The 26243-nt window shown below is 37.1% G+C and carries 23 protein-coding genes and 2 pseudogenes; 6 read left to right on the top strand and 19 right to left on the bottom strand.

Annotated features, from left to right (window positions below; translation table 11 throughout):
• Positions 1–20 precede the first annotated feature (20 nt).
• Together ON09_RS02460 and ON09_RS02455 are read right to left on the bottom strand one after the other, a co-directional pair.
• Complete coding sequence (locus ON09_RS02460; RefSeq protein ID WP_010599474.1) at positions 21–1172, bottom strand: FecR family protein; 1152 nt, start codon at positions 1170–1172, stop codon at positions 21–23.
• A gap of 145 nt (positions 1173–1317) precedes the next feature.
• On the bottom strand, positions 1318–1896 hold the full coding sequence (locus ON09_RS02455) for an RNA polymerase sigma factor (protein WP_010599473.1): 579 nt from the start codon (positions 1894–1896) through the stop codon (positions 1318–1320).
• A gap of 107 nt (positions 1897–2003) precedes the next feature.
• Between ON09_RS02455 and ON09_RS02450 the strand changes: the two genes are divergently transcribed.
• A complete protein-coding gene (locus tag ON09_RS02450) occupies positions 2004–2303 on the top strand; it encodes an FtsB family cell division protein (RefSeq protein WP_010599472.1) in 300 nt (99 codons plus the stop codon).
• 54 nt (positions 2304–2357) lie between these two features.
• Here ON09_RS02450 and ON09_RS02445 read toward each other — a convergent pair whose 3' ends face one another.
• The 3 genes from ON09_RS02445 to ON09_RS25835 all read right to left on the bottom strand — a co-directional run bounded on the left by ON09_RS02445 (position 2358) and on the right by ON09_RS25835 (position 5049).
• Positions 2358–2978 (bottom strand): trimeric intracellular cation channel family protein, encoded by a 621-nt coding sequence (locus tag ON09_RS02445; protein ID WP_010599471.1) that lies wholly within the window; start codon positions 2976–2978, stop codon positions 2358–2360.
• Positions 2965–3924, bottom strand: coding sequence for a hypothetical protein (locus tag ON09_RS25840; protein WP_238533590.1), 960 nt, complete (start codon positions 3922–3924; stop codon positions 2965–2967). Before ON09_RS25840 ends, ON09_RS02445 begins: the two co-directional genes overlap by 14 nt.
• Positions 3925–4611: 687 nt before the next feature.
• Entirely contained in the window at positions 4612–5049 is a 438-nt protein-coding gene (locus tag ON09_RS25835) for a hypothetical protein (protein WP_029204060.1), read from the bottom strand.
• A 221-nt stretch (positions 5050–5270) separates the two neighbouring features.
• Between ON09_RS25835 and ON09_RS02425 the strand changes: the two genes are divergently transcribed.
• Positions 5271–6002: a L,D-transpeptidase family protein gene (locus ON09_RS02425; protein ID WP_029204059.1), complete on the top strand. Its 732-nt coding sequence runs from the start codon at positions 5271–5273 to the stop codon at positions 6000–6002.
• An 86-nt stretch (positions 6003–6088) separates the two neighbouring features.
• Here the strand turns inward: ON09_RS02425 and fabG are convergent, their stop codons facing one another.
• The 11 genes and pseudogenes from fabG to sucD form a co-directional block, all read right to left on the bottom strand.
• Positions 6089–6832, bottom strand: coding sequence for a 3-oxoacyl-[acyl-carrier-protein] reductase (fabG, locus tag ON09_RS02420; RefSeq protein WP_010599469.1), 744 nt, complete (start codon positions 6830–6832; stop codon positions 6089–6091).
• Between the two features lie 244 nt (positions 6833–7076).
• On the bottom strand, positions 7077–7211 hold the full coding sequence (locus tag ON09_RS25830) for a GIY-YIG nuclease family protein (RefSeq protein ID WP_157258814.1): 135 nt from the start codon (positions 7209–7211) through the stop codon (positions 7077–7079).
• 202 nt (positions 7212–7413) lie between these two features.
• A pseudogene (locus tag ON09_RS02415) lies at positions 7414–8491 on the bottom strand (agmatine deiminase family protein).
• 185 nt (positions 8492–8676) lie between these two features.
• Positions 8677–9552: a carbon-nitrogen hydrolase gene (locus tag ON09_RS02410; protein WP_010599468.1), complete on the bottom strand. Its 876-nt coding sequence runs from the start codon at positions 9550–9552 to the stop codon at positions 8677–8679.
• Between the two features lie 678 nt (positions 9553–10230).
• Positions 10231–10452 (bottom strand): cysteine-rich CWC family protein, encoded by a 222-nt coding sequence (locus tag ON09_RS24685; protein ID WP_010599467.1) that lies wholly within the window; start codon positions 10450–10452, stop codon positions 10231–10233.
• A 173-nt stretch (positions 10453–10625) separates the two neighbouring features.
• Positions 10626–13010 (bottom strand): ribonucleoside-diphosphate reductase subunit alpha, encoded by a 2385-nt coding sequence (locus tag ON09_RS02405; RefSeq protein WP_010599466.1) that lies wholly within the window; start codon positions 13008–13010, stop codon positions 10626–10628.
• Positions 13011–13177: 167 nt separating this feature from the next.
• Positions 13178–14149: a ribonucleoside-diphosphate reductase small subunit gene (locus ON09_RS02400; RefSeq protein ID WP_010599465.1), complete on the bottom strand. Its 972-nt coding sequence runs from the start codon at positions 14147–14149 to the stop codon at positions 13178–13180.
• Positions 14150–14603: 454 nt separating this feature from the next.
• A complete protein-coding gene (locus ON09_RS02395; protein ID WP_010599464.1) occupies positions 14604–14984 on the bottom strand; it encodes a septal ring lytic transglycosylase RlpA family protein in 381 nt (126 codons plus the stop codon).
• A 221-nt stretch (positions 14985–15205) separates the two neighbouring features.
• On the bottom strand, positions 15206–15706 hold the full coding sequence (locus ON09_RS02390) for a methionine-R-sulfoxide reductase (protein WP_010599463.1): 501 nt from the start codon (positions 15704–15706) through the stop codon (positions 15206–15208).
• Positions 15707–15897: 191 nt separating this feature from the next.
• Positions 15898–16288: pseudogene (locus ON09_RS26750) on the bottom strand (GxxExxY protein).
• Between the two features lie 210 nt (positions 16289–16498).
• A complete protein-coding gene (gene sucD, locus ON09_RS02380; RefSeq protein WP_010599460.1) occupies positions 16499–17371 on the bottom strand; it encodes a succinate--CoA ligase subunit alpha in 873 nt (290 codons plus the stop codon).
• 285 nt (positions 17372–17656) lie between these two features.
• On the opposite strand from sucD, the gene ON09_RS02375 reads away from it, so the two are divergent.
• The gene (locus tag ON09_RS02375; protein ID WP_010599459.1) at positions 17657–18079 is read left to right on the top strand and encodes a cupin domain-containing protein; all 423 of its coding nucleotides are present in this window, start codon (positions 17657–17659) and stop codon (positions 18077–18079) included.
• A gap of 332 nt (positions 18080–18411) precedes the next feature.
• On the opposite strand, the gene rlmF is transcribed toward ON09_RS02375, so the two are convergent.
• Together rlmF and dctA are read right to left on the bottom strand one after the other, a co-directional pair.
• Positions 18412–19407, bottom strand: coding sequence for a 23S rRNA (adenine(1618)-N(6))-methyltransferase RlmF (gene rlmF / locus ON09_RS02370; protein ID WP_010599458.1), 996 nt, complete (start codon positions 19405–19407; stop codon positions 18412–18414).
• A 181-nt stretch (positions 19408–19588) separates the two neighbouring features.
• Positions 19589–20857 (bottom strand): C4-dicarboxylate transporter DctA, encoded by a 1269-nt coding sequence (gene dctA, locus ON09_RS02365; RefSeq protein ID WP_029204057.1) that lies wholly within the window; start codon positions 20855–20857, stop codon positions 19589–19591.
• Positions 20858–21157: 300 nt separating this feature from the next.
• On the opposite strand from dctA, the gene ON09_RS25825 reads away from it, so the two are divergent.
• Together ON09_RS25825 and ON09_RS02360 are read left to right on the top strand one after the other, a co-directional pair.
• On the top strand, positions 21158–21553 hold the full coding sequence (locus ON09_RS25825) for a carboxypeptidase-like regulatory domain-containing protein (RefSeq protein ID WP_238533589.1): 396 nt from the start codon (positions 21158–21160) through the stop codon (positions 21551–21553).
• Positions 21495–23561 (top strand): TonB-dependent siderophore receptor, encoded by a 2067-nt coding sequence (locus tag ON09_RS02360; RefSeq protein ID WP_238533588.1) that lies wholly within the window; start codon positions 21495–21497, stop codon positions 23559–23561. Before ON09_RS25825 ends, ON09_RS02360 begins: the two co-directional genes overlap by 59 nt.
• Positions 23562–23673: 112 nt before the next feature.
• Here the strand turns inward: ON09_RS02360 and ON09_RS02355 are convergent, their stop codons facing one another.
• Entirely contained in the window at positions 23674–24897 is a 1224-nt protein-coding gene (locus ON09_RS02355; protein ID WP_010599456.1) for an MFS transporter, read from the bottom strand.
• A gap of 264 nt (positions 24898–25161) precedes the next feature.
• Between ON09_RS02355 and ON09_RS02350 the strand changes: the two genes are divergently transcribed.
• On the top strand, positions 25162–26243 hold a 1082-nt coding region (locus tag ON09_RS02350), incomplete at its 3' end, for an amino acid permease (protein ID WP_010599455.1).

The raw sequence follows: 26243 nt of genomic DNA, 5'->3' as shown, positions 1-26243 counted from the left end.
CTACTGTTAGTTGTAAATTTTTACGGCATAACCACTACCCTCCTTCCAGTTACTTTAAATTTAACATCTCCAGTTCTGCTTAGCATATTCAGGGTTTCTTTTAGATTTTTTTTCTTCGATATTTTTCCTCCAAATTCAACCCCGGTAAAATCGCCTTCATAAGAAACTTCTATATCGTACCAGCGGGCAATTTTTCGAAGTACTGATTTAACATCTGTATGGGAAAAATTAAACCTCCCATTAATCCAATCGATAGATTGATTCACGTCAGCTTGATGAACACTTAAACTTTTGTCTGTAAGAATTGCGGCTTCACCTGGTTTTAAGAGGGCCGACTGCATTTTATTCGGTGTACGCACTTTCACACTTCCCGATAATAAAGTTGTTTTAACCTGATCTTCATCAGCATAAGCATTAACGTTAAAATGGGTTCCTAAAACTTCAACTGATTGTTTGTTCGTTTCAACTATAAAAGGCTTCTGTGCCTGATGTGCTACTTCAAAATACCCTTCGCCTTTAAGCTTTACGTTTCTTTGTGGGCCAGTAAAATCGCTCGGAAATGTTAATGATGATGCCGAGTTTAACCAAACTTTAGTTCCGTCTGATAATACAACTTTAAAAAAACCGCCTACAGGTACTTCTATTACATTAAGTTGCTGAGGACCGCTGGTTTCTGCAATACCATCAGCAAATGAAACCTCATCAACCTGGATTTTACTGGCACTTGAGCTACCGAAAGCCGTTAATTTTCCTGTTTTTACGGCTGTCAAATCGATACTTTTACCATTACCCAGGCGAAGTATAGCTTTGTTTCCTCCTGGAAGAATTTTGCTGGCATAATCAACAGCACCTTGCTGAACCTTGAGGTTTTTTTCCTGAAAAAAATAATATGCCAATGAAATGATTGCTAAAACCGAAGCTATTTTTAACCAGTTTGGAAATAGTTTAACTGTTTGCTTTTGAGTGCTAGCCTTACTTTCTTCAATAGCATCTATTTCATGATTAATTTTAGAAAGCAAGGCTTGTTCGCTCACAGTATCATGTGGGTACGCTTCATTTTCTGTATGGCCAGAGAGTTTATCGTAATATTTATCAATGAGATAAACCTCATCCTCAGTCGCCTGGTTTTGCAGATATTTATCTATTAAGATTCTAAATTGGTCTTTTTTCATGGTAGATATATATAAGTACCAAAAACATGGCTACACCCTACGCTTATTATCAAATAATTTGAAAAAAATAATTATTAGAGACGCATTTGCCATTACACAAAATGACAACACACTAATAATCAGGAATGTAAATTAATCGGGATGATTAATTAAATACATGTTCAACCAGTATTAAAAGGCATAAATTTAAACTTAGCCCTGCCTTAATATTTTTAAGAGCTAGCGACATTTTCTTTTCTACCGTTTTTTCAGAAATACCCAACTGAAGTGCGATTTTCTTATAGGTTAAGTTATCAATTCTGCTCAAATTAAAAATGGTTCTGCAATCTTCCGGGAGGTCATCTATTAAATGCTGAATAAGATGGCCCATTTCTTTAAAAACCAGCGGATCTTCAAAAACTAAATCACCTGTAATTTTGGCAAGCTTATCATAAAAATCTTCACTTACCTTATTCTCGCGAATGGCTTTGAGTACCGAGAACTTTACAGCCTGGTTTAAGTAAGCTTTTAAATTAGCAACTTTAACTTCGGTTCTTCTTTGCCAAAGTGATACGAACACCTCCTGAATAATATCCGCAGCTTCATCTTCATCATTTAGAATCCGACAGGCCTTTTGATGCAGCGTTCTCCAATAACGTAAATAAATCTCATCAAATGCAAGCCTATCTCCCTCGATTAAGGAGTCGCTAAGTTCTGAATCTGTAAACAAGGAATAATTCTGCATTTGGAACCCCAAAGTAACAAAATTATAACAAAACAATAAAATTCTACTACTTTTGAAAATGAGTTAAGTTAACAACTCATCATTGTTTTTTTTTTATATTTGTGAAAATGAAACGTTTAATAGACCTTTTCCGCAATAAATATTTCCTTGCAACTGCTGCCTTCGCAGTTTGGATGTTATTTTTCGACAAAAATGATATGATGTCTCAGTACGAGTATCGAAGCCAGGCGAATAAATTACAAGAGGAAAAGGAGTATTTTGAAAAAGAAACCGCTCAGGTTAAAAAGGATTTAAACGAGTTAAACACAAATTTAAATACTGCGGAAAAATTCGCCCGTGAGAAGTATTTCATGAAAAAAGATAATGAAGATGTCTTTGTGATCATTCATGAAGAGAAAAAAGATTAATAAGAATTTTTAGGATTGAAAGATTTCAAGAGTTAAAGTTTAAAATTTCGTTTTTTAATAATCAAACTTTGGCAGAGATAGCTTAAACTTCACGGCTACAATTCTCAACACAAAAATAAAGGCGACCACAGCAAGTTTTGCCACCACACTTTCAACATTAATTTCAATGAGCAGGTAGTACAGTAATCCACCTAAAATGCAGGCTGTAGCATAAATTTCTCGTCTAAACACCAGTGGAATCGTGTTTAGCAAAGTATCTCTGATAATTCCACCGAAGCAACCCGTAATTGTTCCTAAAGCAATGCAAATCCCGGGGTTTAAACCAAATGCCATACCTTTTAATATTCCAACCATCGTAAATAAGCCCAAGCCAAGACTATCGAATAAGAACAGCGTAATTTTTAATTTCTGTACATGCGTTTTGAAAAACATTGTGCCCAATGCAGTAAACAAGACAATTAAGCAGGTTTGCATATCCCGCATCCATGCAACTGGTGTATCACCAATCAATAAATCCCTAACGGTACCGCCACCTATTGCAGTTACAAATGCAATAATCAAAACGCCAAATGGGTCGAGTTTACGCTGCATGGCATTAAAAGTGCCGGAGATGGCAAAGGCAATGGTTCCTAAAACTTCAATTACCTCCGAAGTAGAAATATTATAATTCTCCATTGCGTTTACGTAAAAACCACTCAACCGAAAGTAAAGTTAAAATGAGCCCAAACAGCCATTTCATATTAATGAGTTCATCGTATTTACGGTCTTCATAACTAATGGTTTTGATATTCTCATTTTTCAGAATCTCATCAGCGATTTTCAGCAAATCGGACGGCATAAAAAGCTTTCCATTACTTTGTTTAGATATGGTATTGAGCAATTGATGGTTTGCGGTTGTTTGCTGATACTCGGCAATGAGTGCATTAACATAAAAACTTCCTGAAGCCGTAAATTTTTGTCCTCCTAAAACTGTATTGGCTGCATATGAATAATTTCCGGCTGGCATGGTACCGGCATCTAGTTGGTAGCCATTTTCAGTTTTCGAAAACACATAACTGAATATTTTACCAGCCTCATTTTTAACCTGTAATTTTACCTCTGATTCGTTTACAGGTTGGTAACTTTCGTTGTATAATGTTGCGTTGAACTGGATTGATTCGTTTTCGTCGTATGCTGACTTTGATGTAAATACCTTAAATCTTCGCTTATCATCCTTAACCGAAAGATATTGGACAGTTTTTGAAATTAAATCATTTAAGGCGGATTGATCAGCTTCATTTTCGGCAACTGATAATTTCCAGCGCCACAAACCCTCTCCCATCAAGTAACCGTTTTTTAAACCATTTTCGTTTGTAAAAAATAATAGTGGCATTTGAGTATTTACCTTGCCGATACGCTGATTAAAAACTGCCGTGGCATTGGCATTTACAGTCAATCGGCCGAATGGCATCAATAGTGGGTCGACGGTTGCAAATTGTTTCTGACCCTCTTCTGATAGATTAAAGCTGGTGAAGCTATTGGCAAGATTTGGATAAACTTCCTGTACCGAACCGTTCGCAGAGGCCAGGTTGACCTGATTCTGGATTTGATTAAATGCACTAACATTACTTTGCGCACCCAAAATATACCAGATAGGTTTTTTAAACCTGTTAATTTCCGAACAAATGAAGTTGAAATATTTTGAGCATCAGGGAGCTGATATAACACAATTAAGTCAAATTTGGATGGGTCTGTAGCATTTAAATCATCTGCAAGAGCAAGTTTTGCCTCATAGTGTTTATTAAGTGAAATGGCTTCCTTCAGGACACTTAAATCCGGATGTGGCGCAGCGGCGGCCAACAATACTTTTTGTCGGCCATCAATTACTTCAACATAAAAAGTTTGGGTGTTATTTCTGGTCGTAATTTCGTTTTGCAGCGTACTCAATTGAACGGTATATTTTTGAACACCTATTTTACCTGCATGTACTTTTACAGGGACGGTTTTCACAAAAGAATTTCCGTTAATAGCCAGGCTTTGTTGCTGCACTTTGGTTCCATTCTGGCTAACTGTTAGTGTTGTATTTTCTCCATCGCTTTGAAATGCCTGAACCTGAACTTCAATGGTGAAATCATCATCCAGATATACAATATTATTATAATTTACATTCGCAATCAACACATCCCTTTTCGGAATGCTATCACCCAAAGCAATAGTATAAACTGGTGCATTAATCTGATTGATACTGTACAAAGGGTTTCCGCCATGATTGAAAATGCCATCAGTTGCTAAAACGATTGCCCCAACATTTCTATTAGCATATTCGTCTTTAATTTTTTGTAAAAAATGAAGCTGCATCAGTCAGTCTTCCCAAGTTTTTAAAATCGAACCCATCGCCTACAGAATCAGCGAAATGATAAGCTTTTACTTCGTACTTATCTGAAAGTTTATCCTGTAGCGCTTTGAGATTTCGTTCGTATAATTTTTGGTCGAAACCAGCTGCCTTAACCTGACCAACGGAAAGAGAATTATCCTGCCCAATGATGATTACAGGCTTATCTAACGTATAGTTTAGTGTTTTGATTAATGGAGCAAATAACAACCAGGCAACAGCGGTGACAACAATTATTCTGAGTGCCGCTAAACTATATTGGAGTTTTTTGTCGAGGTTTTTATTTCTTCGATATAATAGCCAGGCGTACAAAATACCCAAAGCAAGGCAACCCAGAAAATACAAAATAGAAGTACCAGCAAAAAAGCTATCCATATTTTATAAAGATGCTAATTTTGTGTTTAACCGCAAAGAACGCAAACATTTTACGCAGAGAAAAGGCAGTAATAAGAAAGGTGCTACAAAGTTAGGCAGGAGATACAACTAAATGAGCGAAGGAGAATTGTAAAAATTGCAAAAACGTTTTGTGTTATCTGCGTCTATTGCATCTACAAACTTCTGTGGTTAAATTACTAGCTTTATCCAAAGCAAATTTCATGAAACTAATCTGTTTAACCTTTCTCTTATCCTTCAGCATCATGGCAAATGCACAAACACTAACGCATAATCAACTACAATTTGAGCGAGTTAAAAATGCTTACGATGAAAAATGGACTTCTCTTCGTGAAGTACTTTCAAAATTCAGTATTGGTCATAGTCCGTTAATGTTAATCAATGCCTATAAAGCAGAAAAAACTTTAGAAGTCTGGATGAAAAATCCAGGAGATAAGTTTTATCGGTTGATTAAAGTTTACGAATTTTGTGCAAGTTCTGGACTATTGGGTCCGAAGGTAATGGAGGGCGACAAACAAACGCCAGAGGGTTTTTATTACATCAATGTTTTAAACCCAATGAGTAACTATCATTTATCGTTAGGGATTAACTATCCCAACCATGTTGATATAGAGCGGACAGGTAAACAGAATAGTCCGGGTGGGGATATCTACATCCACGGAAGTTGCGAAACGGTTGGCTGTATTCCCTTAACCGATGATAAAATTAAGGAACTTTATTTACTAGCCATTTTCTCTACTGATTTGAAGACAAAAAAAATTCCTGTAAATATTTATCCTTTCAAAATGACTGAGGAAAATATGAAGAAATATGCCATCCAGTTTCCGGCTCATGTTGATTTTTGGAAAACTTTGCAGCAGGGATATTTGGCATTTGAGAAAGATAAAAACGCCATAAATTTTAAGGTTGCCAAAGGAAAATATATTGTAAAATAGTTGGATTACTAAAAAGGTTGAAAAGTTGAAAGGTTTCAAAACTAAAACATTTCAACTTCCCAACCTTAAATCCTTACAATCTGCACCTACAGCATTCCGCCGCAAACAGAAAGTGTTTGTCCGGTTACATAGGCGCTCATATCTGATGCTAAGAACACACAAACATTAGCGATGTCTTCTGTTTCGCCGGCACGCTTTAATGGAATATCTTTTTCCCAACCAGCAACAACTGCAGGGTCTAAAACCTCAGTCATTTCTGTACGGATGAAACCTGGAGCAACAACATTAGCACGAATGTTTCTTGAACCTAATTCTTTAGCCACAGATTTGGTGAATCCAATAATTCCAGCTTTCGATGCAGCGTAGTTCGCTTGTCCGGCATTACCCTGAACACCAACCACTGAACTCATGTTAATGAAAACACCTTTACGGGCTTTCATCATCACTTTAGAAGCTGCTTTAGTTACGTTGAAAATGGATTTTAAGTTGATATTTATTACATCATCCCAGTTTTCTTCGCTCATACGCATCAACAAACCATCTTTGGTAATACCTGCATTATTTACAACGATGTCTATTGTGCCAAACTCTGCAACAATATCATTGATTAATTGCTCTGCCTGGTCGAATTTAGATGCATCAGAACGGTAGCCTTTAACTTTTGTCCCAAAGCTTTGTAATTCTTGCTCTAACGCTTCTCCCTTTTCTACTGATGACAAATAGGTAAAAGCAACGTTAGCACCTTGCTCTGCAAATTTTTCAGCTATTTTACGACCAATACCTTTCGATGCACCAGTAATTAATGCTGTTTTTCCTTCTAGTAATTTCATTTGTAATTTTTATTGTTTGTGTCTCAGATTGTTGTCAGTCTGAGCTTGTCGAAGACCTCTTTATTAACTTTCTTCAAATATAATCTATTTCTCTTTTTTAAAATTTGACAGTCTAACAATTTCATCCCAGTCTTCAGAAAACAAAGCTTCTTTTTTCTTTCTACTCCAGCCTTTAACTTGTTTCTCAAATTCTATGGCATGTTCAATTTGGTCAAATCTTTTGTAATATTTTAATACAACTGGTCTACGAGTAAATGTAAAGGACGATGTATTTTCTCCTATTATGTTGATCGATTCTTATTTCTAAATCGTTTGTCACGCCTACATAATAACTTTTATCAGAACATTCTAAAATGTAGAGGAAGTAATTGTGAATCATGACCACGAGGAATATTTAGACAACTTGAAGTTACTAAAATTTCATCTAAACTTTAGTTGTTGTCTCAACCTTGTCGAAACAGTTTAATTATCTTTCAACAAGCTCAAGTGACGATTAACTTTCAGCTTTGCTAATGTCATGTTAAGCCTGTCAAAAAAGTATAGTTGTCCTTCGACAAGCTCAGGATGACAAAGTGCTTAGTCTAAACCGCTGGCTCCTGCTGACTCAAACAATGGAAACTTCCTAATCCCCAGATAATATCAACTGAATTTATACCAACCACTTTTCTATCTGGAAAACAACCTTGTATAATATCTAAAGCTTTCTGGTCATTCACATCATTAAAAGTCGGCACAACAACTGCAGCATTAGCAATATAAAAATTAGCATAAGATGCTGGCAGACGTGTATCTTCAAAAATTACCGGCGAAGGCATTGGCAATTCCACAATATTCAATGAGCGGCCATCTTTCAATTTCATGGCTTTTAATGCTTCCAAATTCTCCTGCAACAAAATGTAGTTTTCATCCAAAGGATTACTTTCTACAACTGTTAAAACAGTATCTTCATTTACAAAACGTGTAATATCGTCGATATGTCCATCCGTATCATCGCCCACAATCCCATCACCTAACCATAAAACCTGGTCTTGTCCATAATATTCAAGCAAATATTGTTCAATCTGCTCTTTTGTTAAGTGTGGATTACGATTTTCATTCAGCAAACAAGCTGTTGTCGTTAAAACCGTACCAGCGCCGTTAAATTCAACCGAACCACCTTCCATCACTATATCAGGCGTAAATAAAGGTAAATCAAAATGTTTAGCAATTTTAGTTGGCACCACATCATCCAAATCAAATGGAGGATATTTTCCACCCCAAGCATTATAACCCCAATCTATTACCGCTTTTTCATTTCCTTTAACCACGTATGCAGGCCCATGGTCACGACACCAGGCATCGTTGGTTTCGTTAAAATAAAATTCAATTTGCGATAAATCAGCATCAACTTTTTTTTAATTCAGCAACTGCAAAAGCTTTCATTTCTTCATCTTTTACATTAATGCGAACCTTTTCGCCTTCGGCAACAATTTTAATAAACTCACAATAAGGTTTGTAAATTGTTTCTATTTTATCTGGCCAACTTGCTTCTTTATGTGGCCAGCTTAACCAAGTTGCCTCATGTTTTGCCCATTCTGCTGGAAATGCATAACCTTGCTGCTTAGGAGAATAATCGAATTGATTTATATTTAAATGCTCTTTTGGAGGAAAATTTGACATACGTTCTGTGTGGGTACTATTTTTTTCTCGTCATTGCGAGGCACGAAGCAATCTATTTGATTTATTGATTGAGATTGCTTCGTACCTCGCAATGACGAGCACATTATTATTTTGAAATTAATTATCTCTTAGCGAGAGACTATTTTAAAAATTTTGCTTTAAGCTTTGGTCTTCACCCTTTCAGCTTAGTCCTCATCAATATATCTTTTCGTAATCGGCTGATAAGAATCAATTCTTCTATCTCTTAAAAATGGCCAGTGTTTACGCATAAAATCGCTTTGGTCTAAATCCAATTCCACCACTTCAGTTTCCTCTTTATCGTGTGATGCCAGATAAAGCAACTTACCCTGCGCATTGGTGGCGAAACTTCCACCCCAGAATTTCATTCTGCCCTCTTGCTCAAAACCTACGCGGTTTACACTTACCACAGGAACGCCGTTCGCTACCGAATGTGAACGCTGAATCGTTTGCCAGGCATTATATTGGTCTTGGTTAGTTTCTTCATCTTGCGTAGTATCCCAACCAATCGCTGTCGGATAAAACATGATGTCTGCACCCATTAAAGCTGTAATTCTTGAAGCTTCCGGGTACCATTGGTCCCAACAAATTAAGATACCGATTTTCGCAAATTTGGTTTCAAAAACCTTATAGCCTAAATCGCCCGGAGTGAAGTAAAATTTCTCGTAATAGGCAGGGTCATCAGGTATATGCATTTTACGGTATTTACCTAAATATGAACCATCGGCATCTAAAACAGCAGTTGTATTATGATATAAACCTTCAGCACGTTTCTCAAATAACGAAGCAATCACAACTACGCCCAATTCCTTCGCTACCTCCTGCAAAGCATCAGTTGATGGACCAGGAATTTTTTCAGCTAAATCGAAATTATCATAATCTTCAACATCGCAGAAATATAAGGAAGTAAAAAGCTCTTGCAAACACACAATTTGTGCACCTTTTGCTGCTGCTTCTCTTACTTTTACAATCGCTTTATCTAAATTTTCCTGCTTATCTTTAGTACAAGTCATTTGTACCAGGCCAACTTTTACTTTCTTCATGTTTATTGAAATGAGAGAATGAGAAAATGATTAAATGGTAGAATGTTATTGCTTGTACGCCATTCCCTCACTCAAAATTCGTTCATTCAAAATTTTCGTCAAAGTTACTATTTTGTTTAAAAGTAGAACGGCATAATTTTGTAATTGTTTTTTGGAAAGCAAATGCAGTAATCCTTATTAGCTGTTAGTCGGGCTATCCGTTAAATCTTTTTTTGCGATTGTCACACTGAGCCTGGCGAAGTACAACAAAAAAAGGATATCACTTCTATCCCGTTTAGAAAAGAATAGCTTTTGCTACTATTTTGGGTTGCAAATCGCCAAGACCACCAAAGGTTGTTATTTAAACCCGATAGCAACGGAAATCCTTTTAAAAATGCAACAACATTGAATAGGCTATCATGCTGAGGCACGAAGCATCTGCAACCGATGAAACAGATACGTCGTTATTAGCATGATAGAAATTGTTTTTAAAAGATTGAAGCAAATGGCGGGATTGTCGATACCAAAATTTACAGAAAAGTGCTTTTCAAACTAAATTTAGACACTCCATTTCAGTCTTTGCGAGATCGATTTTCTTCGATTGAAGCAATCGCATTAAAGTAATATTAATCTAAAAGGATTGCTTCGTGCCTCGCAATGACGAACGCTTCAAAACTTTACTCAAATTGATTTTAGAATTTAGACGCCTATTTCTTCCCTATATTCCTGTTGCAGTTCGAATAGGCATTTCGCACACAAACAACCATCATACAATTCGGAAATGTATTGAACCTCGTTAATACTTAACTGCACCACGCTACACTGGCATTTAGTGTATGAATTTGCCTTGCACTCAATAGCTGTTCCGCATCTTTCACAGGGAATGATTTCGTGTTTGCTATGTCGTAAGGTTAAAGGCATATAATATAAGGCTTAAGATTAGCCGATTGTGTTGCAAAAATATAAACAAAAAATAAGGTTTTGAGCGTTTGCCCAAAACCTTATGTATTTATTGCTTTAAGATTGCTTGTAGCTCGCAGTGACGGCGAAGTAACAAGCCTTTTGCTTTAGTTTTTCTACTTTAAGCTTTCCGCTTAACCTGAACAGCTAATGCAGCCTTCTTCCATTGAACAAACTGGTCCGTCAACGATTTCTTCTGCAACCTGGTCTTGAGTCATTTGAGCAGGAATTACTGCTTCAATGGCTTTACCACCTTGGTTTTCTACAGTAAATTTAACTGCTTGAGATGCTGCCTGTGTACGTAAGTAATACATACCGGTTTTCAAACCTTTCTCCCATGCGTAGAAATGCATTGAAGTTAATTTTGAAGTGTTCGGCGCATTGACAAACAAGTTTAAAGATTGCGATTGGCAAATGTAAGCGCCACGGTCTGCAGCCATATCGATGATGTTACGCATCTTAATTTCCCAAACCGTTTTGTATAATTCTTTAATGTAATCAGGGATTGATGGAATTGCCTGGATTGAACCGTTAGCCAATATGATTTGGTTTTTCATATCGTTATTCCATAAACCTAATGCTACTAAATCTTTCAATAAGTGTTTGTTTACCACTACAAATTCTCCACTTAATACACGACGCGTATAGATGTTTGAAGTATATGGCTCGAAACATTCGTTGTTACCTAAGATTTGAGATGTAGATGCAGTTGGCATAGGTGCAACCAATAGTGAGTTATACACACCATCTTTCACTACTTTTTTGCGTAATGCTTCCCAATCCCATCTTCCGCTATCTGGTGTTACATTCCATAAATCAAACTGGAACTGTCCTTTTGATAATGGCGAACCTTCAAACGTTTGGTAAGGACCGTTTTTCACTGCTAAATCATTAGAAGCTGTCATCGACGCGAAATAAATCGTCTCGAAGATATCTTTGTTTAAGCGTTTTGCCTCATCACTTTCGAAAGGTAAACGCAACAAGATAAAGGCATCTGCCAAACCTTGCACACCTAAACCAACTGGTCTGTGGCGCATATTTGAGTTTTCAGCTTCCTGAACCGGGTAATAGTTATGGTCGATGATTTTATTCAGGTTTAATGTAGCCTGATAAGTTACATCGTACAATTTTTGGTGGTCAAATTGTCCGTTAATTACAAAACGAGGTAAAGCTAGTGATGCTAAGTTACAAACGGCAACTTCATCTTTAGATGTATACTCGATAATCTCCGTACACAAGTTAGAAGACTTAATTGTACCTAAGTTTTGTTGGTTAGATTTGCTGTTCGCTGCATCTTTAAACAACATGTAAGGTGTACCGGTTTCGATTTGAGAATCTAAAATGGCAAACCAAAGTTCTTGTGCTTTAATGGTTTTACGACCGCGGCCTTCAGCTTCATATTTAGTATATAGATCTTCAAATTCTTTACCGAAACAATCTGCTAAGCCTGGTGCTTCATGTGGGCAGAATAATGTCCAGTCGCCATTATCTTTAACGCGTTGCATAAACAAATCGTTAATCCAAAGGGCATAGAATAAATCACGGGCACGCATTTCTTCTTTACCGTGGTTTTTACGCAAGTCTAGGAATTCGAAAACATCTGCATGCCAAGGCTCTAAATAAATTGCGAAAGCACCTTTACGTTTACCTCCGCCCTGGTCTACATAACGAGCAGTATCGTTAAATACACGTAACATTGGAATTATACCATTACTTGTACCGTTTGTACCACCGATGTAAGAACCTGTTGCACGGATGTTATGGATGCTTAAACCAATACCACCAGCACTTTGTGAAATCTTAGCTGTTTGCTTTAAGGTATCATAAATACCTTCGATGCTATCATCTTGCATGGTTAACAAGAAACATGATGACATTTGAGGCTTTGGCGTAGCGGCATTAAACAATGTTGGTGTAGCATGTGTAAACCAACGCTCACTCATTAAGTTATACGTTTTAATTGCACTTTCGATATCTTCTTTGTGGATACCAACAGAAACACGCATAAATAAATGTTGAGGACGCTCAACAATTGCACCGTTAACTTTTAACAGATAAGATTTTTCTAAAGTTTTAAAACCGAAATAATCAAAACCGAAATCACGGTCATAGATAATAGAACTATCTAAAATATCTGCATTTTTTGCAATAATCTCATACACATCATCAGCAATAAGCGGTGCTGGCTTTTGTGCTTTCGGGTCGAAATATTCGTACAACATTTTCATCGTACCCGAGAATGATTTTGTAGTGTTTTTATGCAAGTTAGAAACCGCGATACGCGATGCTAACAAGGCGTAATCAGGGTGTTTTGTAGTTAACGAAGCAGCAGTTTCTGCAGCAAGGTTATCCAACTCTGAAGTAGTTACACCATCATATAAACCTTCGATTACCTTTTTGGCTACATCGATTGGGTCTACAAGATCCGAATTTAAACTATAACACAACTTTTGAATACGGGCTGTGATTTTGTCAAATTGTACCGGCTCTTTCCGGCCATCTCTTTTTAGTACGAACATATTTTATGAGATTTATTTTTTTTATCTAGTAGTGAGTATTAAGTATCAAGACTTTTTAATCACGTTTATAATTCTTGTTTATTTTTCTCTTGCATTAAGATTGCTTCATTCCCCGCAATGACGGCAAGGGCAAGCTTTCAACTTTAGTCTTTCTGCTTTAAGCTGTCTTAAAAATCTTCATCTAAAGAGAACGCCTGCGCTTTATTGTCAGCTGATGTTAATACACCGCTTTTTTGATAATCGCCCACACGTTTTTCGAAGAAGTTGGTTTTTCCTTGTAATGAAATCATTTCCATAAAATCGAAAGGATTGGTTGCATTATAGATTTTTTTGTAACCCAATTCCTGTAACCATCTATCGGCTACAAATTCGATATACTGGCTCATTAATTTGGCATTCATCCCGATTAAGGCAACCGGCAATGCATCAGTGATAAATTCTTTTTCGATTTCTACGGCATCGCTAATGATGCTGTGAACAGCTTCTTCACTTAATTTATTGCTCAACATGCTGTACAATAGGCAAGCAAACTCGCAATGAGAACCTTCATCTCTAGAGATTAACTCATTACTGAAAGTTAATCCTGGCATTAAACCACGTTTTTTCAACCAGAAGATAGAGCAAAAACTTCCACTGAAGAAAATACCCTCAACCGCAGCAAATGCTACCAAACGTTCTGCAAAGGTTCCATTTTCAATCCATCTCAAGGCCCACTCTGCTTTTCTTTTTACTGCCGGAACAGTATCAATAGCATGGAACAAGCGATCTTTTTCTTCGGGATCTTTAATGTATGTATCAATTAATAAAGCATAGGTTTCAGCGTGAATATTTTCCATCATGATCTGGAAACCGTAGAAACAACGTGCTTCTGGCAGCTGCACTTCACTCATGAAGTTTACAGCCAGGTTCTCGTTTACGATACCATCACTAGCAGAAAAGAAAGCAAGGATATGAGAAATGAAATGTCTTTCGCCATCATTCAAATTATCCCAGTGTTTTTGGTCGTCAGAAAGATCAATCTCTTCTGCTGTCCAGAAACTAGCTTCGGTTTTTTTATACATTTCCCATATTGCCGGATATTTGATCGGCAACAGCACAAACCTGTCTTTGTTTTCTTGTAGTAATAATTCCTGTTCCATAGCTGATACTTTATCTTTTAATCAATTTAGTTAGAGCCGACAAAACCACGCATCCACCAATTCTATATGGTGACTGAAATGTCTTGTATTAAAACTCTAGTGAAAGTGCTAACCCCTGCGACTGACAAACAACTGAGTTTTTAGTTAGGACAATTTAAATTTACGATCTGAGAGATGTACAGATAAATTACTAAAAACTAAGCTTTTATATTTGTTTTCAAGCGCAAGAAGTTAAAGAACTTTGTTATAACAAATATAGATACGACAGGCCTTTTTTGTGAATCAAAGTTGTTAACACACCGCTTGATAACTGGGGAAAAACGATCAGCTAAATATCATTTTCAAGCGAAAAAAAAGCTAATCGTTTAATTTCAAGGGTTTAGCAAACCAAAACAAGTGTTAATAACTTAAATTTAGCCTATAAAACTACCCGTAAATAGAGCAAATTGGAATACTACTCTAAGGTATAAGCCAGACGTACTTTCGCTATTCCTTTAGTATAAATACCAATCTCTTTGGCAGCACTTTCAGATAAATCTATAGCAAGTCTTTTGGAGTAAGGCCCACGATCGTTCACCTTTACCACAACCGATTTTCCGTTGTCTGGATTGGTGACGGTTACCAGTGTACCCATGGGTAAAGTACGGTGCGCCGCTGTGAATTTTTTAGCTCTGTATTTTGCGCCGCTTGTGGTTCGGCGGCCTTCGAATTTTCTGTGGTAATAAGTTGCAAGAACTGTTTTTTGAATACTATCTGGCTCATTTGATGCGTCAGAATTTTGTGCTTTACCTTGTAAAAACAGGAAACAAAAACTTAATAACAGAAAATACTTCATAGGCTAAAATTTCTTTGTTGAGCCTGCAAATATAAGCATTTAGTTTATAATCAATAAATTGTGGAAAAATTCAGGAATTGAACACTACACGATACGCCTTGAAAAGTCGCTAAATCAAGATATTTCGCACGTCAAAAACTTTTTGATTAGGAAAATAATCATACAAAAAAAAGCGTACAACTCATCGTTGTACGCCTCTACCTAACCTCACTACATCCACCTTATTTTTTATCAGGCACAAAGTTCATTGAAATTGAATTTACGCAATGACGTGTATTTTTATCTGTAAATCCTTCTCCGGTGAAAACGTGCCCTAAGTGTGCGCCACAATTGGCACAAACAATTTCTGTACGCGATCCATCTGCATCGGGAATACGCTTCACAGCGCCTTTAATTTCATCATCAAATGCAGGCCATCCACAGCGGGCATCGAACTTACTTTCCGAGCGGTACAATTCAGCATTGCACCGTTTGCAGGTATAAGTTCCTTTATCTGTAGTATGCTCATATTTCCCTGTACCAGGATATTCTGTTCCTTTATTAACAATTACTCTCTCTTCTTCGGGTGTTAATGTATTCCAGTTCATTTTCTTCTTTATAATATTTTCTGATGGCTGTGTTTGCTTTGCTGCTTTCTTCTCTTGCTTTTGAGCACAAGCAGAAAGACCTGTAGTTAAAACAACAGCCGAGATCAAAAATAGTTTATTTAACATCGTTTTCATATTACAATATACGCTGCAATTTTTGTTTTGGTTTGCAGGTCCAATGGTTTGCCTTAGTGTTTACAAAGGGATGATAAATTAGCGTGATGTGGAGGCAAAACACGAAAACATAAGAAAATCGCCACGGAAACATCGAATACACGGAGAAGGTATAAAATGGCAACATCTAACCTTGTAATATAGAGTGTCAATTAGAACACGACACGCACAATTTCCAAAGTTGGTTTACCGAAGTTTAAAACTAAACCAACCTTACAATCAGAGCATTTTAAATCATTTATTGTCTGCGCCAAGTCTTCACTTGCTATTCCACTCTTACCTTTAACTTCTAAAATTACCGAATCAAATACAATGAAATCCGCATAGAAACTATGTGGCAACAAAATCTTTATAATATACCGGATATTGCTTTTCACGCTCGTAATAGTAACCCCTACTTTCCAATTCGATACAAAGTGCATCCTTGTAAACAATCTCGAAAAAACCACAGCCTAAAGCTTTATGAACTTCGATTGCAGCATTAATAATTAAGTTAGTTTCATTTTTATAGTGAGGATTATCTTGTCTTATTTGATAATCCATAAACGATAATTTTAACTAATCCAATCAAATTTCTCAAATTCCTTTTTTTAAAGAACTACCATTTTCTTGCTGCTAACAATCCGTTCCCAATCTCCTTTTTCCCTTCTAAATTTCCGTGCCTTCCTTGTATCCATGGCAAAAAACTCCGAAAACAAAAAAAAGCGTCCCGAAATTAATCGAAACGCTTTCATTTATATAAACTTTAAAATCTTACTTTGCTAATTCTTCTGCCATTGCAGCACCAATCTCAGCCGGACTTTCAACCACACGGATACCACACTCAGCCATGATTTTCATTTTTGCAGCAGCAGTATCATCAGCTCCGCCTACAATTGCACCAGCATGCCCCATTCTACGTCCCGGAGGCGCAGTTTGACCAGCAATAAAACCAACAACAGGTTTAGTACCATTTTCTTTAATCCAACGAGCTGCTTCAGCTTCCATGCCACCGCCAATTTCACCAATCATGATGATACCATGAGTTTCAGGATCGTTCATCAACAACTTAACTGCTTCAACAGTTGGTGTACCAATAATTGGGTCGCCACCAATACCAATAGCAGTAGTAATACCTAAACCAGCTTTAACAACCTGGTCAACTGCTTCGTAAGTTAGCGTTCCTGATTTAGAAACCACACCAACATTACCTTTTTTGAAAATAAAACCTGGCATGATACCAATTTTAGCTTCATCGGCAGTGATAATTCCCGGACAGTTAGGGCCAATCAAAGTCACATCACGATCTGAAATATATTCTTTAACCTGAATCATATCCTTCGTAGGGATACCTTCAGTAATACAAACAATTACTTTAATACCACCTTCGGCCGCTTCCATAATCGCATCAGCAGCGAAAGCTGGCGGAACGAAAATGATAGATACATTTGCTCCCGTTTTATCAACAGCATCTTTAACAGTATTAAAAACAGGCTTATCTAAATGTAATTGCCCACCTTTGCCAGGCGTAACACCACCAACTACGTTTGTACCATACGCCAACATTTGTTCTGCGTGGTAAGTTCCTTCGTTTCCGGTAAAACCCTGAACGATAACCTTAGAATCTTTATTTACTAAAACGCTCATGTATCAATTTTTTTTTGTGCAAAGCTAATATTATTGACTGGAAAATCAAGTCTAAAAATAGATTATTTAGCCCAATTTTTCAGGAAAATGTAAGGAATACGTTTATGGCTACTTCAGCCCTGCTATCCACTTTACTTCGTTACACTTCGTGCCCGTTGCTATCAGGTTTATTTAACAAAAGTCTTTCGTCTTTGGCAACAACAAGCAAAACGTTTAAATTTACTTTAAGCTGGAAGCGGTAAGATTAAAGGGAAAGCATATCGAGCAGTTAAATAACAGTATACTATGAAAAACAAAGTTTTTATCCTTTCAATAACATTAATAACAGCTGCTTTTTGGGCTAAAGCGCAATCTGTGGATACGGCAAAATATATCTTACAAAATGATATCGAAGTAGCAAAAAAAGAACCCGGAACCCATAATGGTGGAGGGGAGACCATTGGTTTTAATTTCTTTGGTAATGCCAAAAACCTCAAAACCGCTTTTCGAAAGCGGGTTTTGAAGCCAGGCTCGTCCATTGGTTATCACTTACAAAAGGAGGATGAAATTTATTATGTTATTAGTGGTAATGGTGCAATGCAGATGAACGGAAAAACTTTCCCTGTAAAACCCGGTGATGCAATTTTAACACGACCAGGAAGTTCGCATGGCATCAAGCCAAACGATGATAATGATTTAACGATTTTAATTGTTTACGAGAAAAAATAGATGATAATCCATTTTGATTTGAAACATTATGAATAAACCGGATTGGATTGGCAGATTTTTTTTCTCACAATAACTTTAAAATGAATTGTCATGCTTAGAAACGAAGCATCTGCAACCTGTGAGACAGTGCTTCGTTTTTATTTCCAGTCATTGCGAAATCGATTTTTCTTCGATTGAAGCAATCTTATGGGTGAAATCATTTTCAGAAGAGATTGCTTCGTACCTCGCAATGACGAGAATAGGTACAGCTGCTGGTTACCAAAAGATACAAACAAAAAGCCGGACTAACTTCAATCGTTCATCCGGCTCTGCTTTTCTAATTATTTTTGATGTTAAACTTTTTTAACTTCAGCTTTGGGTTCAGATTTCCACCCTTTTGCCCACTCTGCCTGTGCTGCGTCATCATGGAAAGTCCAGGCTACGAAACGACTTATTTTTTGCCCCTGGCTCATCTGAACGGTACGCACTTCAAAGGCGTTTGCATTAACCAAAGCACTGTAAATACTTTTTAAGTTAGCACTTTTTGATACCAAGGAAGTAAACCATAACACCTGGTTTTTGATTTGCGCACTTTGAATAATCATCTGCTCAACAAAAGCACGCTCACCACCCGGGCACCAAAGCTCGGCCTTGTTCCCACCGAAGTTTAAAACGTGTTTTACTTCCTTTTCATTGCCACCCAAGTTACGCCACTTCTGGCGGGTACCTTGCTCTGCTTCTTTTAAAGATGCATGAAACGGCGGGTTACAAACTACCGCATCGAAACGCTCTTTAGCGCCAACTATATTCCGAAAAATCCCCATTTTTGAAGATTGCTGACGAATTTCTACCGCACCTTGCAAAGGTTTGTTGGCTTCTACAATTCGCTTTGCCGAGTCTACAGAAAGCGGATCGATTTCAGAACCTACAAAACTCCATCCATATTCTTGATGGCCAACAATAGGGTAAATACAATTTGCACCAACGCCAATATCAAGCACATGTACATTTGCACCTTTTGGATTTTTACCTTTATTGCTTGAACCTAAAAGGTCGGCGACGTAATGAATATAATCAGCTCTACCTGGTATTGGCGGACAAAGAAAATCCTGTGGAATATCCCATTGAGAGATATTATAAAAATATTTAAGTAACGCTCTGTTTAGTGCTTTAACTGCATTTTGATCTGCAAAGTCAATAGAATCATCGTTATGCTCATTTTTAAAAACGAAACGTTTCAACTCTTTTGATGTGGCAGTAAGTTGTTTGAAATTGTAACGCGAACGGTGTTTGTTGCGTGGATGTAACTCGCTTTTTTCTTTGCGGTTATTTTGTTCTTCTTGAGCCAATGTGATCTGGTTTAACTAAACATGCTGTGTGCATGTTTCTGGCACAAAGGTAGTGAAAAGAGTTGGGTTACAGATTATGGGCTATAGGTTAGGAATTTGTTTTATACAAAAGTTTAACTGCTCGCGAGTTTTTATATTTTTTTCATTCAGACTTATAACTTACAACTCGTAACATAAAAAATTAACTTTCCTCATTTTTCTCAATCACAGCAGGCTGTATTGCTTTCAAATATTTTTCCTGATCAAACTGATTTTCGCTTTTTGCGATAACGATAGTAGCCACACCATTTCCAATTACGTTGGTAATGGCTCTTGCTTCACTCATAAAACGATCGACCCCGATTAAGATAGAAATATGTTCGATTGGCATAATTTTCAATGCCGTTAAAGTGGAAACCAATACAATAAAACCGCTTCCCGTTACCCCTGCAGCGCCTTTCGAAGTCACCATCAATACACCCAAAACGGTAATCTGCTGTCCAAGTGTTAAATCAACATGAAAAACCTGACAAAGAAAAATTACGGCCATCGCCAGGTAAATTGCTGTTCCATCGAGATTAAATGAATATCCAGTTGGAATAACTAAACCTACAACCGATTTATCACAGCCAATGGCCTCCATTTTTTGCATCATACTTGGCAGCGCCGACTCGGAAGAGGAAGTTCCCAATACAATCAAAATTTCCTGCCGGATGAATTTAAGGTAAGACCATAAGCTGAATTTATAATACCTGCAAATTCCATTCAGTACAACAAAGATGAATAGAACACAAGTCAGATAAACAGAACCCATTAGTTTTGCCATTCCAAAAATACTTTGTAAGCCATGTGTACCGATACTGAAAGCCATTCCACCGAAAGCGCCAATTGGCGCCAGGCGCATAATCACTTTCATTATTTTAAACAACACTTTCGAAATTTTATCAAAAGCGTTTAAAACGGAAGTACCTTCGCCACCTAGTTTGTTTAAGCCGTAACCGAATAAAATTGCAAAAAGCAAAATTTGAAGGATATTACCTTCAGCAAATGCCGCAATTACGTTATGAGGAATAATGTGCAGGAAAAACTCCGCCCAATTCATGTCTTTTGCTTGTTCAGCATATCCGGAAATTTTTGACGCATCACTAGCTTTCGCCACTACACCTGCTCCAGGTTGGAGAATATTGGCCACTAATAAACCAACTGCAATTGCTATTGTACTTACAATTTCGAAATACAACAAAGCCTTTCCTCCTACTCTACCCACTTTTTTCATATCGCCCATGTGCGCAATACCCAAAACTATGGTGAAGAAAATGATAGGTGCAATGAGCATGCTAATCAGATTAATAAAACCTTGACTGATTAGTTTTGCTGTTGATGCAAACTCAGGAAAGTAGGAGCCTACAAATATCCCGATGATGATTGCTACAATAACCTGAAATGTTAAGTTGGAAAAAATTGCTTTCATTGCTACGTGTTGAGACATGAAATATAGGTTATTTTTTTATTTCCACCTTAGTTTTATACCTACAACCAATTATCCAACCTGGAAACAATCGCTATCTAGAAACTCAACAAAGATTTCTGTTAAAAAAGTAAATACTGAGCTCTCAAAAACGCTCAAACTGCAAACTTTGAGTTGTATTTCAGAGGGAAAATTATGCTCGCCTTCTCATAGCGTAATTCTTATTTAGAATAATTAAAAATAATTCTCTAATCTCATTTTAATTTCTTTCTTTTGCGCCAACTAAGAATTAATCTAAATAACATGTATAGAAAGTTTTCCCTAATTATTTATTTGGCATTTATTTTTCTTGTATTAACAGGAACTGCTTATGCGCAATCTAAAAATGGATCGATTTCGGGGTCCATTAAAACAAGTGACGGAAATCCGGCAGCTTTTGTCAGCGTTGGATTGAAAAATACCAGCAAAACTACTCAGACAGATGAACAGGGAAATTTTACCATTAGAAATGTGTCTCCAGGAAAATACACCATTAAAATTTCAGCGGTAGGTGTTAAGGTTATTGAAAAATCTGTAACTGTAACAGCTGATAATGAATCTAAAATCAGTTTTGCAACAGCCGAATCCTCTTCCCAATTGGATGAAGTTGCTATCAACGGTTATAGAACACCCAATAAAAAACCTAGTAAATCTGGGTAAGATCGCAATTGCGCCGAAGGATTTGCCACAGTCAGTTCAAATTATCAATAACCAGATCATCACCGATCAACAAGCATTGCGTTTAAGTGATGTTTTAGCCAACGTAAATGGCGTAGCCTACTCAGAGAATCGCGGTTCAGTAAGTGGAGAAACGTTTGTTGCCAGAGGTTACAGCCTTGGTGGCAATAACGTTTTCAAAAATGGCGCTCGTACAAGTACTGGCGGAATGCCTGAAGTGAGCACATTAGAATCGGTAGAGGTATTAAAAGGAAGTGCAGCTTTATTATATGGTGGTGTTACTGGTGGTGCGGTAATTAATATGGTAACGAAAAAACCAAAATTCGAATATGGCGGAGAAGTTTCTATGCGGGTAGGAAGCTATGATTTATATAAACCTACAATCGATCTTTACGGACCAATTTCGAAAAAAGTGGCTTTCCGTGTAATTGGTACTTACGAAAATGCAGGAAGTTACAGAGACCAGGTAAAATCAAAAAGACTTTATATTAATCCTTCCTTATTGTATAAAGTTAATGAGCAAACCGATTTCTTGTTACAAGGAGATTACCTAAAAAGCGATTATACACCAGATTTTGGTATTGGCACCATTGCAAACGCTATCCCTGATCTTGGAAGAAACACCTACTTAAATGCACCTTGGGCTTATAATAAAACCAACACTTCTACCACACAATTAAGTTTTAACCACAAATTTGATGAAAACTGGAAGTTAAATATCATTGCATCAGGACAAGCCTATAATAGAAACTATTTTAGTGCTGAACGCCCATTCGCGGCTGCAAATGCCATCGCACTGCGTAATGTTACGCGTTCGAAAAGTAAAGAGTTTACCTACAACGAACAGATTAACCTTAATGGTAAATTCAAAACCGGAAGTGTGTCGCATACTATCCTGGTAGGTGTTGATGCAGATCAATCAAGGGCAACAACATTAGGTACCTGGACGTATAACGGTGCAAACACATTTAATTATGGAAGCGTTAACTTATTGGATCCTGCTACGTATTATGGATCAGGACTTGAACCTAATGCCGTATCTGCAACTTCAACCTTTGCTCCAATCTTCAGGATGGGTGCTTTTGTACAGGATTTAGTTAGCATTACCGAAAAATTTAAGGTTTTAGCCGGCGTAAGATGGACTTTTCAAAAAACACCCGGTGCTTATGTAACATCTGCCACTACCGGTATAAAAACACCAAGTGCTACGGCTGACAAAGTTGACAAGGCTTACTCTCCGAAATTTGGTTTGATTTATGAGCCTTTAAAAACTACCTCCATCTATGTAAGTTATGCCAATAACTTTACCTCTAACACCGGAACAGATATTTTCTTAAATCCTATGCGACCATCCATCATTGATCAATATGAGGCAGGTATAAAAAATGATTTTCTTGATGGAAAATTATCAGCAAACGTAACGGTTTATAGAATACAAAACAGCAATTTAGCACAAACGGCATTATTAAAAGCAGATGGCAGTGCGAACGTTGATGCAACAATTAAAGAATTTACAGGTAAAACCAGAAGTGATGGTTTAGAAATAGACTTGACAGGAACGATCTTACCAGGATTAAATTTCCTGGCGGGATATAGCTATAATTTTTACAGATATGTTTCTACCCTGCCAACTGGTATTGTAGAGGGCCAACGTGTTATTGGTACAACTAAAAACAAAGCAAATGCCACCGTTTTTTACACTTTTCAGGATGGAGCAATTAAGGGATTGAAACTAGGTACAACTGTATTGTATACCGGCTCACGCAATGGTGGATATGCAGATACGAAAACACAAACTGCAAGCCGGTTAATTCCGCTTACGCCTTTTACCACCATCGATCTTTCTGCAGGTTATGCCTGGAAAAAATTGTCTTTGCTGGCTAAGGTAGCTAACATTACCGATGAGTTAAATTATTTTGTACACGAGAATTATAGCGTGAACCCAATTGCACCTCGTCAGTTCGTCACAACTATATCTTATAAGTTCTAATTAAAAGATGAATGAAAAGAGCTCCAAAGCAAATGCTTTGGAGCTCTTTTTTGTTGTATTAAATTTTAATGGCCTTTAATTCCATAGTAATCATGGAGACTGCTATCCAAACTCAGACGTTTAATTCATTTTTCTTTCTCGTTTTCATGATTAAAAACATCACCATGATGGAAAGTATAATCATTATAAGGTAGCTATAGGAAAGATTAGCTTCATCTTTTGCTGGGATAAGATTAACGATCCCATAACTCAGAAACGACACAATAACATAAGTAATACCACCAGTTAAACCACCTGCAATACCTGCATTTTTTGGAAATTTACTTAAACAAAAAGTAAAATAGTTATTAAAAGTAAAACCAGCACCAATGTGAATAATGAACGCGAAAAAGATGAGCGAATATAAGTTGCTAACGAAATTTAAACTTACAATCATTAAGACTACAAAAAGAACCTGTAATACTGAATTAATCATCAGCCTGCTAAAAAATGGCTTGTTAATGGTTGCCTTACCGATAAAACCGCCTACCATCCAGGCAAATCCTAAAATTAAAGAACTGTAACCTGCAATAACTGGCGAATATTTCAGTTCGTGTTCGATGATGAAAGGCCCTGTCATGTTATAAACCATTACCATACAATATGCCAGACCCAACATTACAATTCCTAGGGTAAAGCTGGTGGTCTTGATCATGTCGATGTAAATGCCAGTGATTTTTTTCAATTGAAAATCAGTAAAATGTTTTAAGGTTTCTCCGCTAAACAGAAATTCGAGCACCGCAAAAACCATTGCGAAACCTGCCAAAAAATAGAAATTTGATTCCCATCCAAAGGCAGTATGTAAATATCCGCCAACAAATGGTGCTATAATCGGACCAGTAGACCAGATAATGGAAAACAGGCTTAAATAATGTTTTAGTTTCTCTCCTGTAAATAAATCGACAAAATAAGCTCGTTTCGCTACTACAATTGCGCCTACCGAAAGACCATGAATAATCCGCATGAGATATATCAGATAGATATGATGTGTTGTTGCAATTACAATACTGGCCATGGCAAATACCAGCAAACTATATAATCCAATCTTGTAACGCCCGAAACTATCAAGCAAGCTTCCGACAAAAAGTTGTGCCACACCATAACTAATCAGAAAAATACTCAGCGTAAGTTGAACCTGAACATTGCTTACATTCATTTCGCCAGCCATAGTAGGTAATGATGGAATGTAAATATCAGTAGCAAAACCAGAAAGTGGAATCAATGCAAAAGCCAGAATTGTGGCAACACTTTGGTTTTTCTCCTTGATATATGATGTTTTAATAGCAGATGATGGCATGTTGATCAACAGGAAGAATGAATAATTTCAATTATGGTGGCAAAAGTAGCTTTTTATCATCCTTAATAAACTAAGCGAATTAAATAAACACACAGAGATTACAATAGCGCCAAAATCTTCTGAATGAAACATCGTTCATTGGAATAGTTATCAATTAAAAAGAATTTTTATTCCAAAAATCGGTCGCTTATAAATTTATATCTCGCTTTAAACGTTTTTAACTGATATTTTTATAAGTTTGAAGAATACAACAAGCAAACTAAAATGTTCGAGAAGCTATTCAGAAAGAAATCGATTTCCAAAATATTAAAAGATGCGGCAAGCGGTTATGGCGACCATGATAATACCCTTCACAAAACACTTGGTGTACGTGATTTAACAGCTTTTGGTATTGCGGCAATCATTGGCGCTGGAATTTTCAGCACCATTGGTAAAGCCAGTGCCGATGGCGGACCAGCAGTGATCTTCTTATTTATTTTTACTGCGGTGGCTTGTAGTTTCGCTGCTTTTGCCTATGCGGAATTTGCTTCGATGGTTCCTGTTTCAGGTAGTGCTTATACCTATTCGTATGTGGCATTTGGCGAGTTGGTGGCATGGATCATCGGTTGGTCGTTAATCATGGAATATTCCATAGGAAATATAACGGTAGCCATTTCCTGGTCTGATTATTTTACAGGATTACTCTCCACGATAAAAATTCCTTTTCTAGGAATAAACGGCATCCATGTTCCGGATTGGGCAACAATGGATTATTTAAGTGCTTACAACGGCCATAAAACTGCCGAAGCTTTGCTTGCTGCAGGAAAAAATCTGGCTGGTCTGGATACTGCAACTGCATTGGCTAATAATGCCTGGTTAACTGCCCCTCAAATTGGAGGATTCCATTTAGTGGCCGATATTCCGGCCTTAGGCATCATTATCCTGATTACCTGGTTAATTTATCGCGGTATGAAAGAAAGCCGCAATGCCAGCAATGCTATGGTTGTGGTCAAATTAGCCGTTATTTTATTGGTTTTAGCTGTGGGCATATTCTATGTTGATGTTAAAAACTGGGATCCATTTGCACCTAATGGCGTATCGGGTATTTTAAAGGGCGTTTCCGCTGTATTTTTCGCGTATATTGGTTTTGATGCCATTTCTACTACCGCCGAAGAATGTAAAAATCCGCAACGCGATTTACCTCGCGGTATGATGTGGGCAATCATTATCTGTACCATTTTATATGTAGCAATAGCATTAGTTTTAACGGGGATCGTGAAATCAGATACACTTGCTGTTGGTGATCCATTGGCATTCGTTTTTGATCAGATCAACCTGAAATTAATGAGCGGAATTATTGCCGTAAG

Origin of the sequence: Pedobacter agri PB92 (assembly GCF_000258495.1) — a bacterium.
GTDB lineage: Bacteria > Bacteroidota > Bacteroidia > Sphingobacteriales > Sphingobacteriaceae > Pedobacter > Pedobacter agri.
Note: the sequence above shows the minus strand (reverse complement) of the source record. Positions and strands in the feature narration are given on the sequence as shown.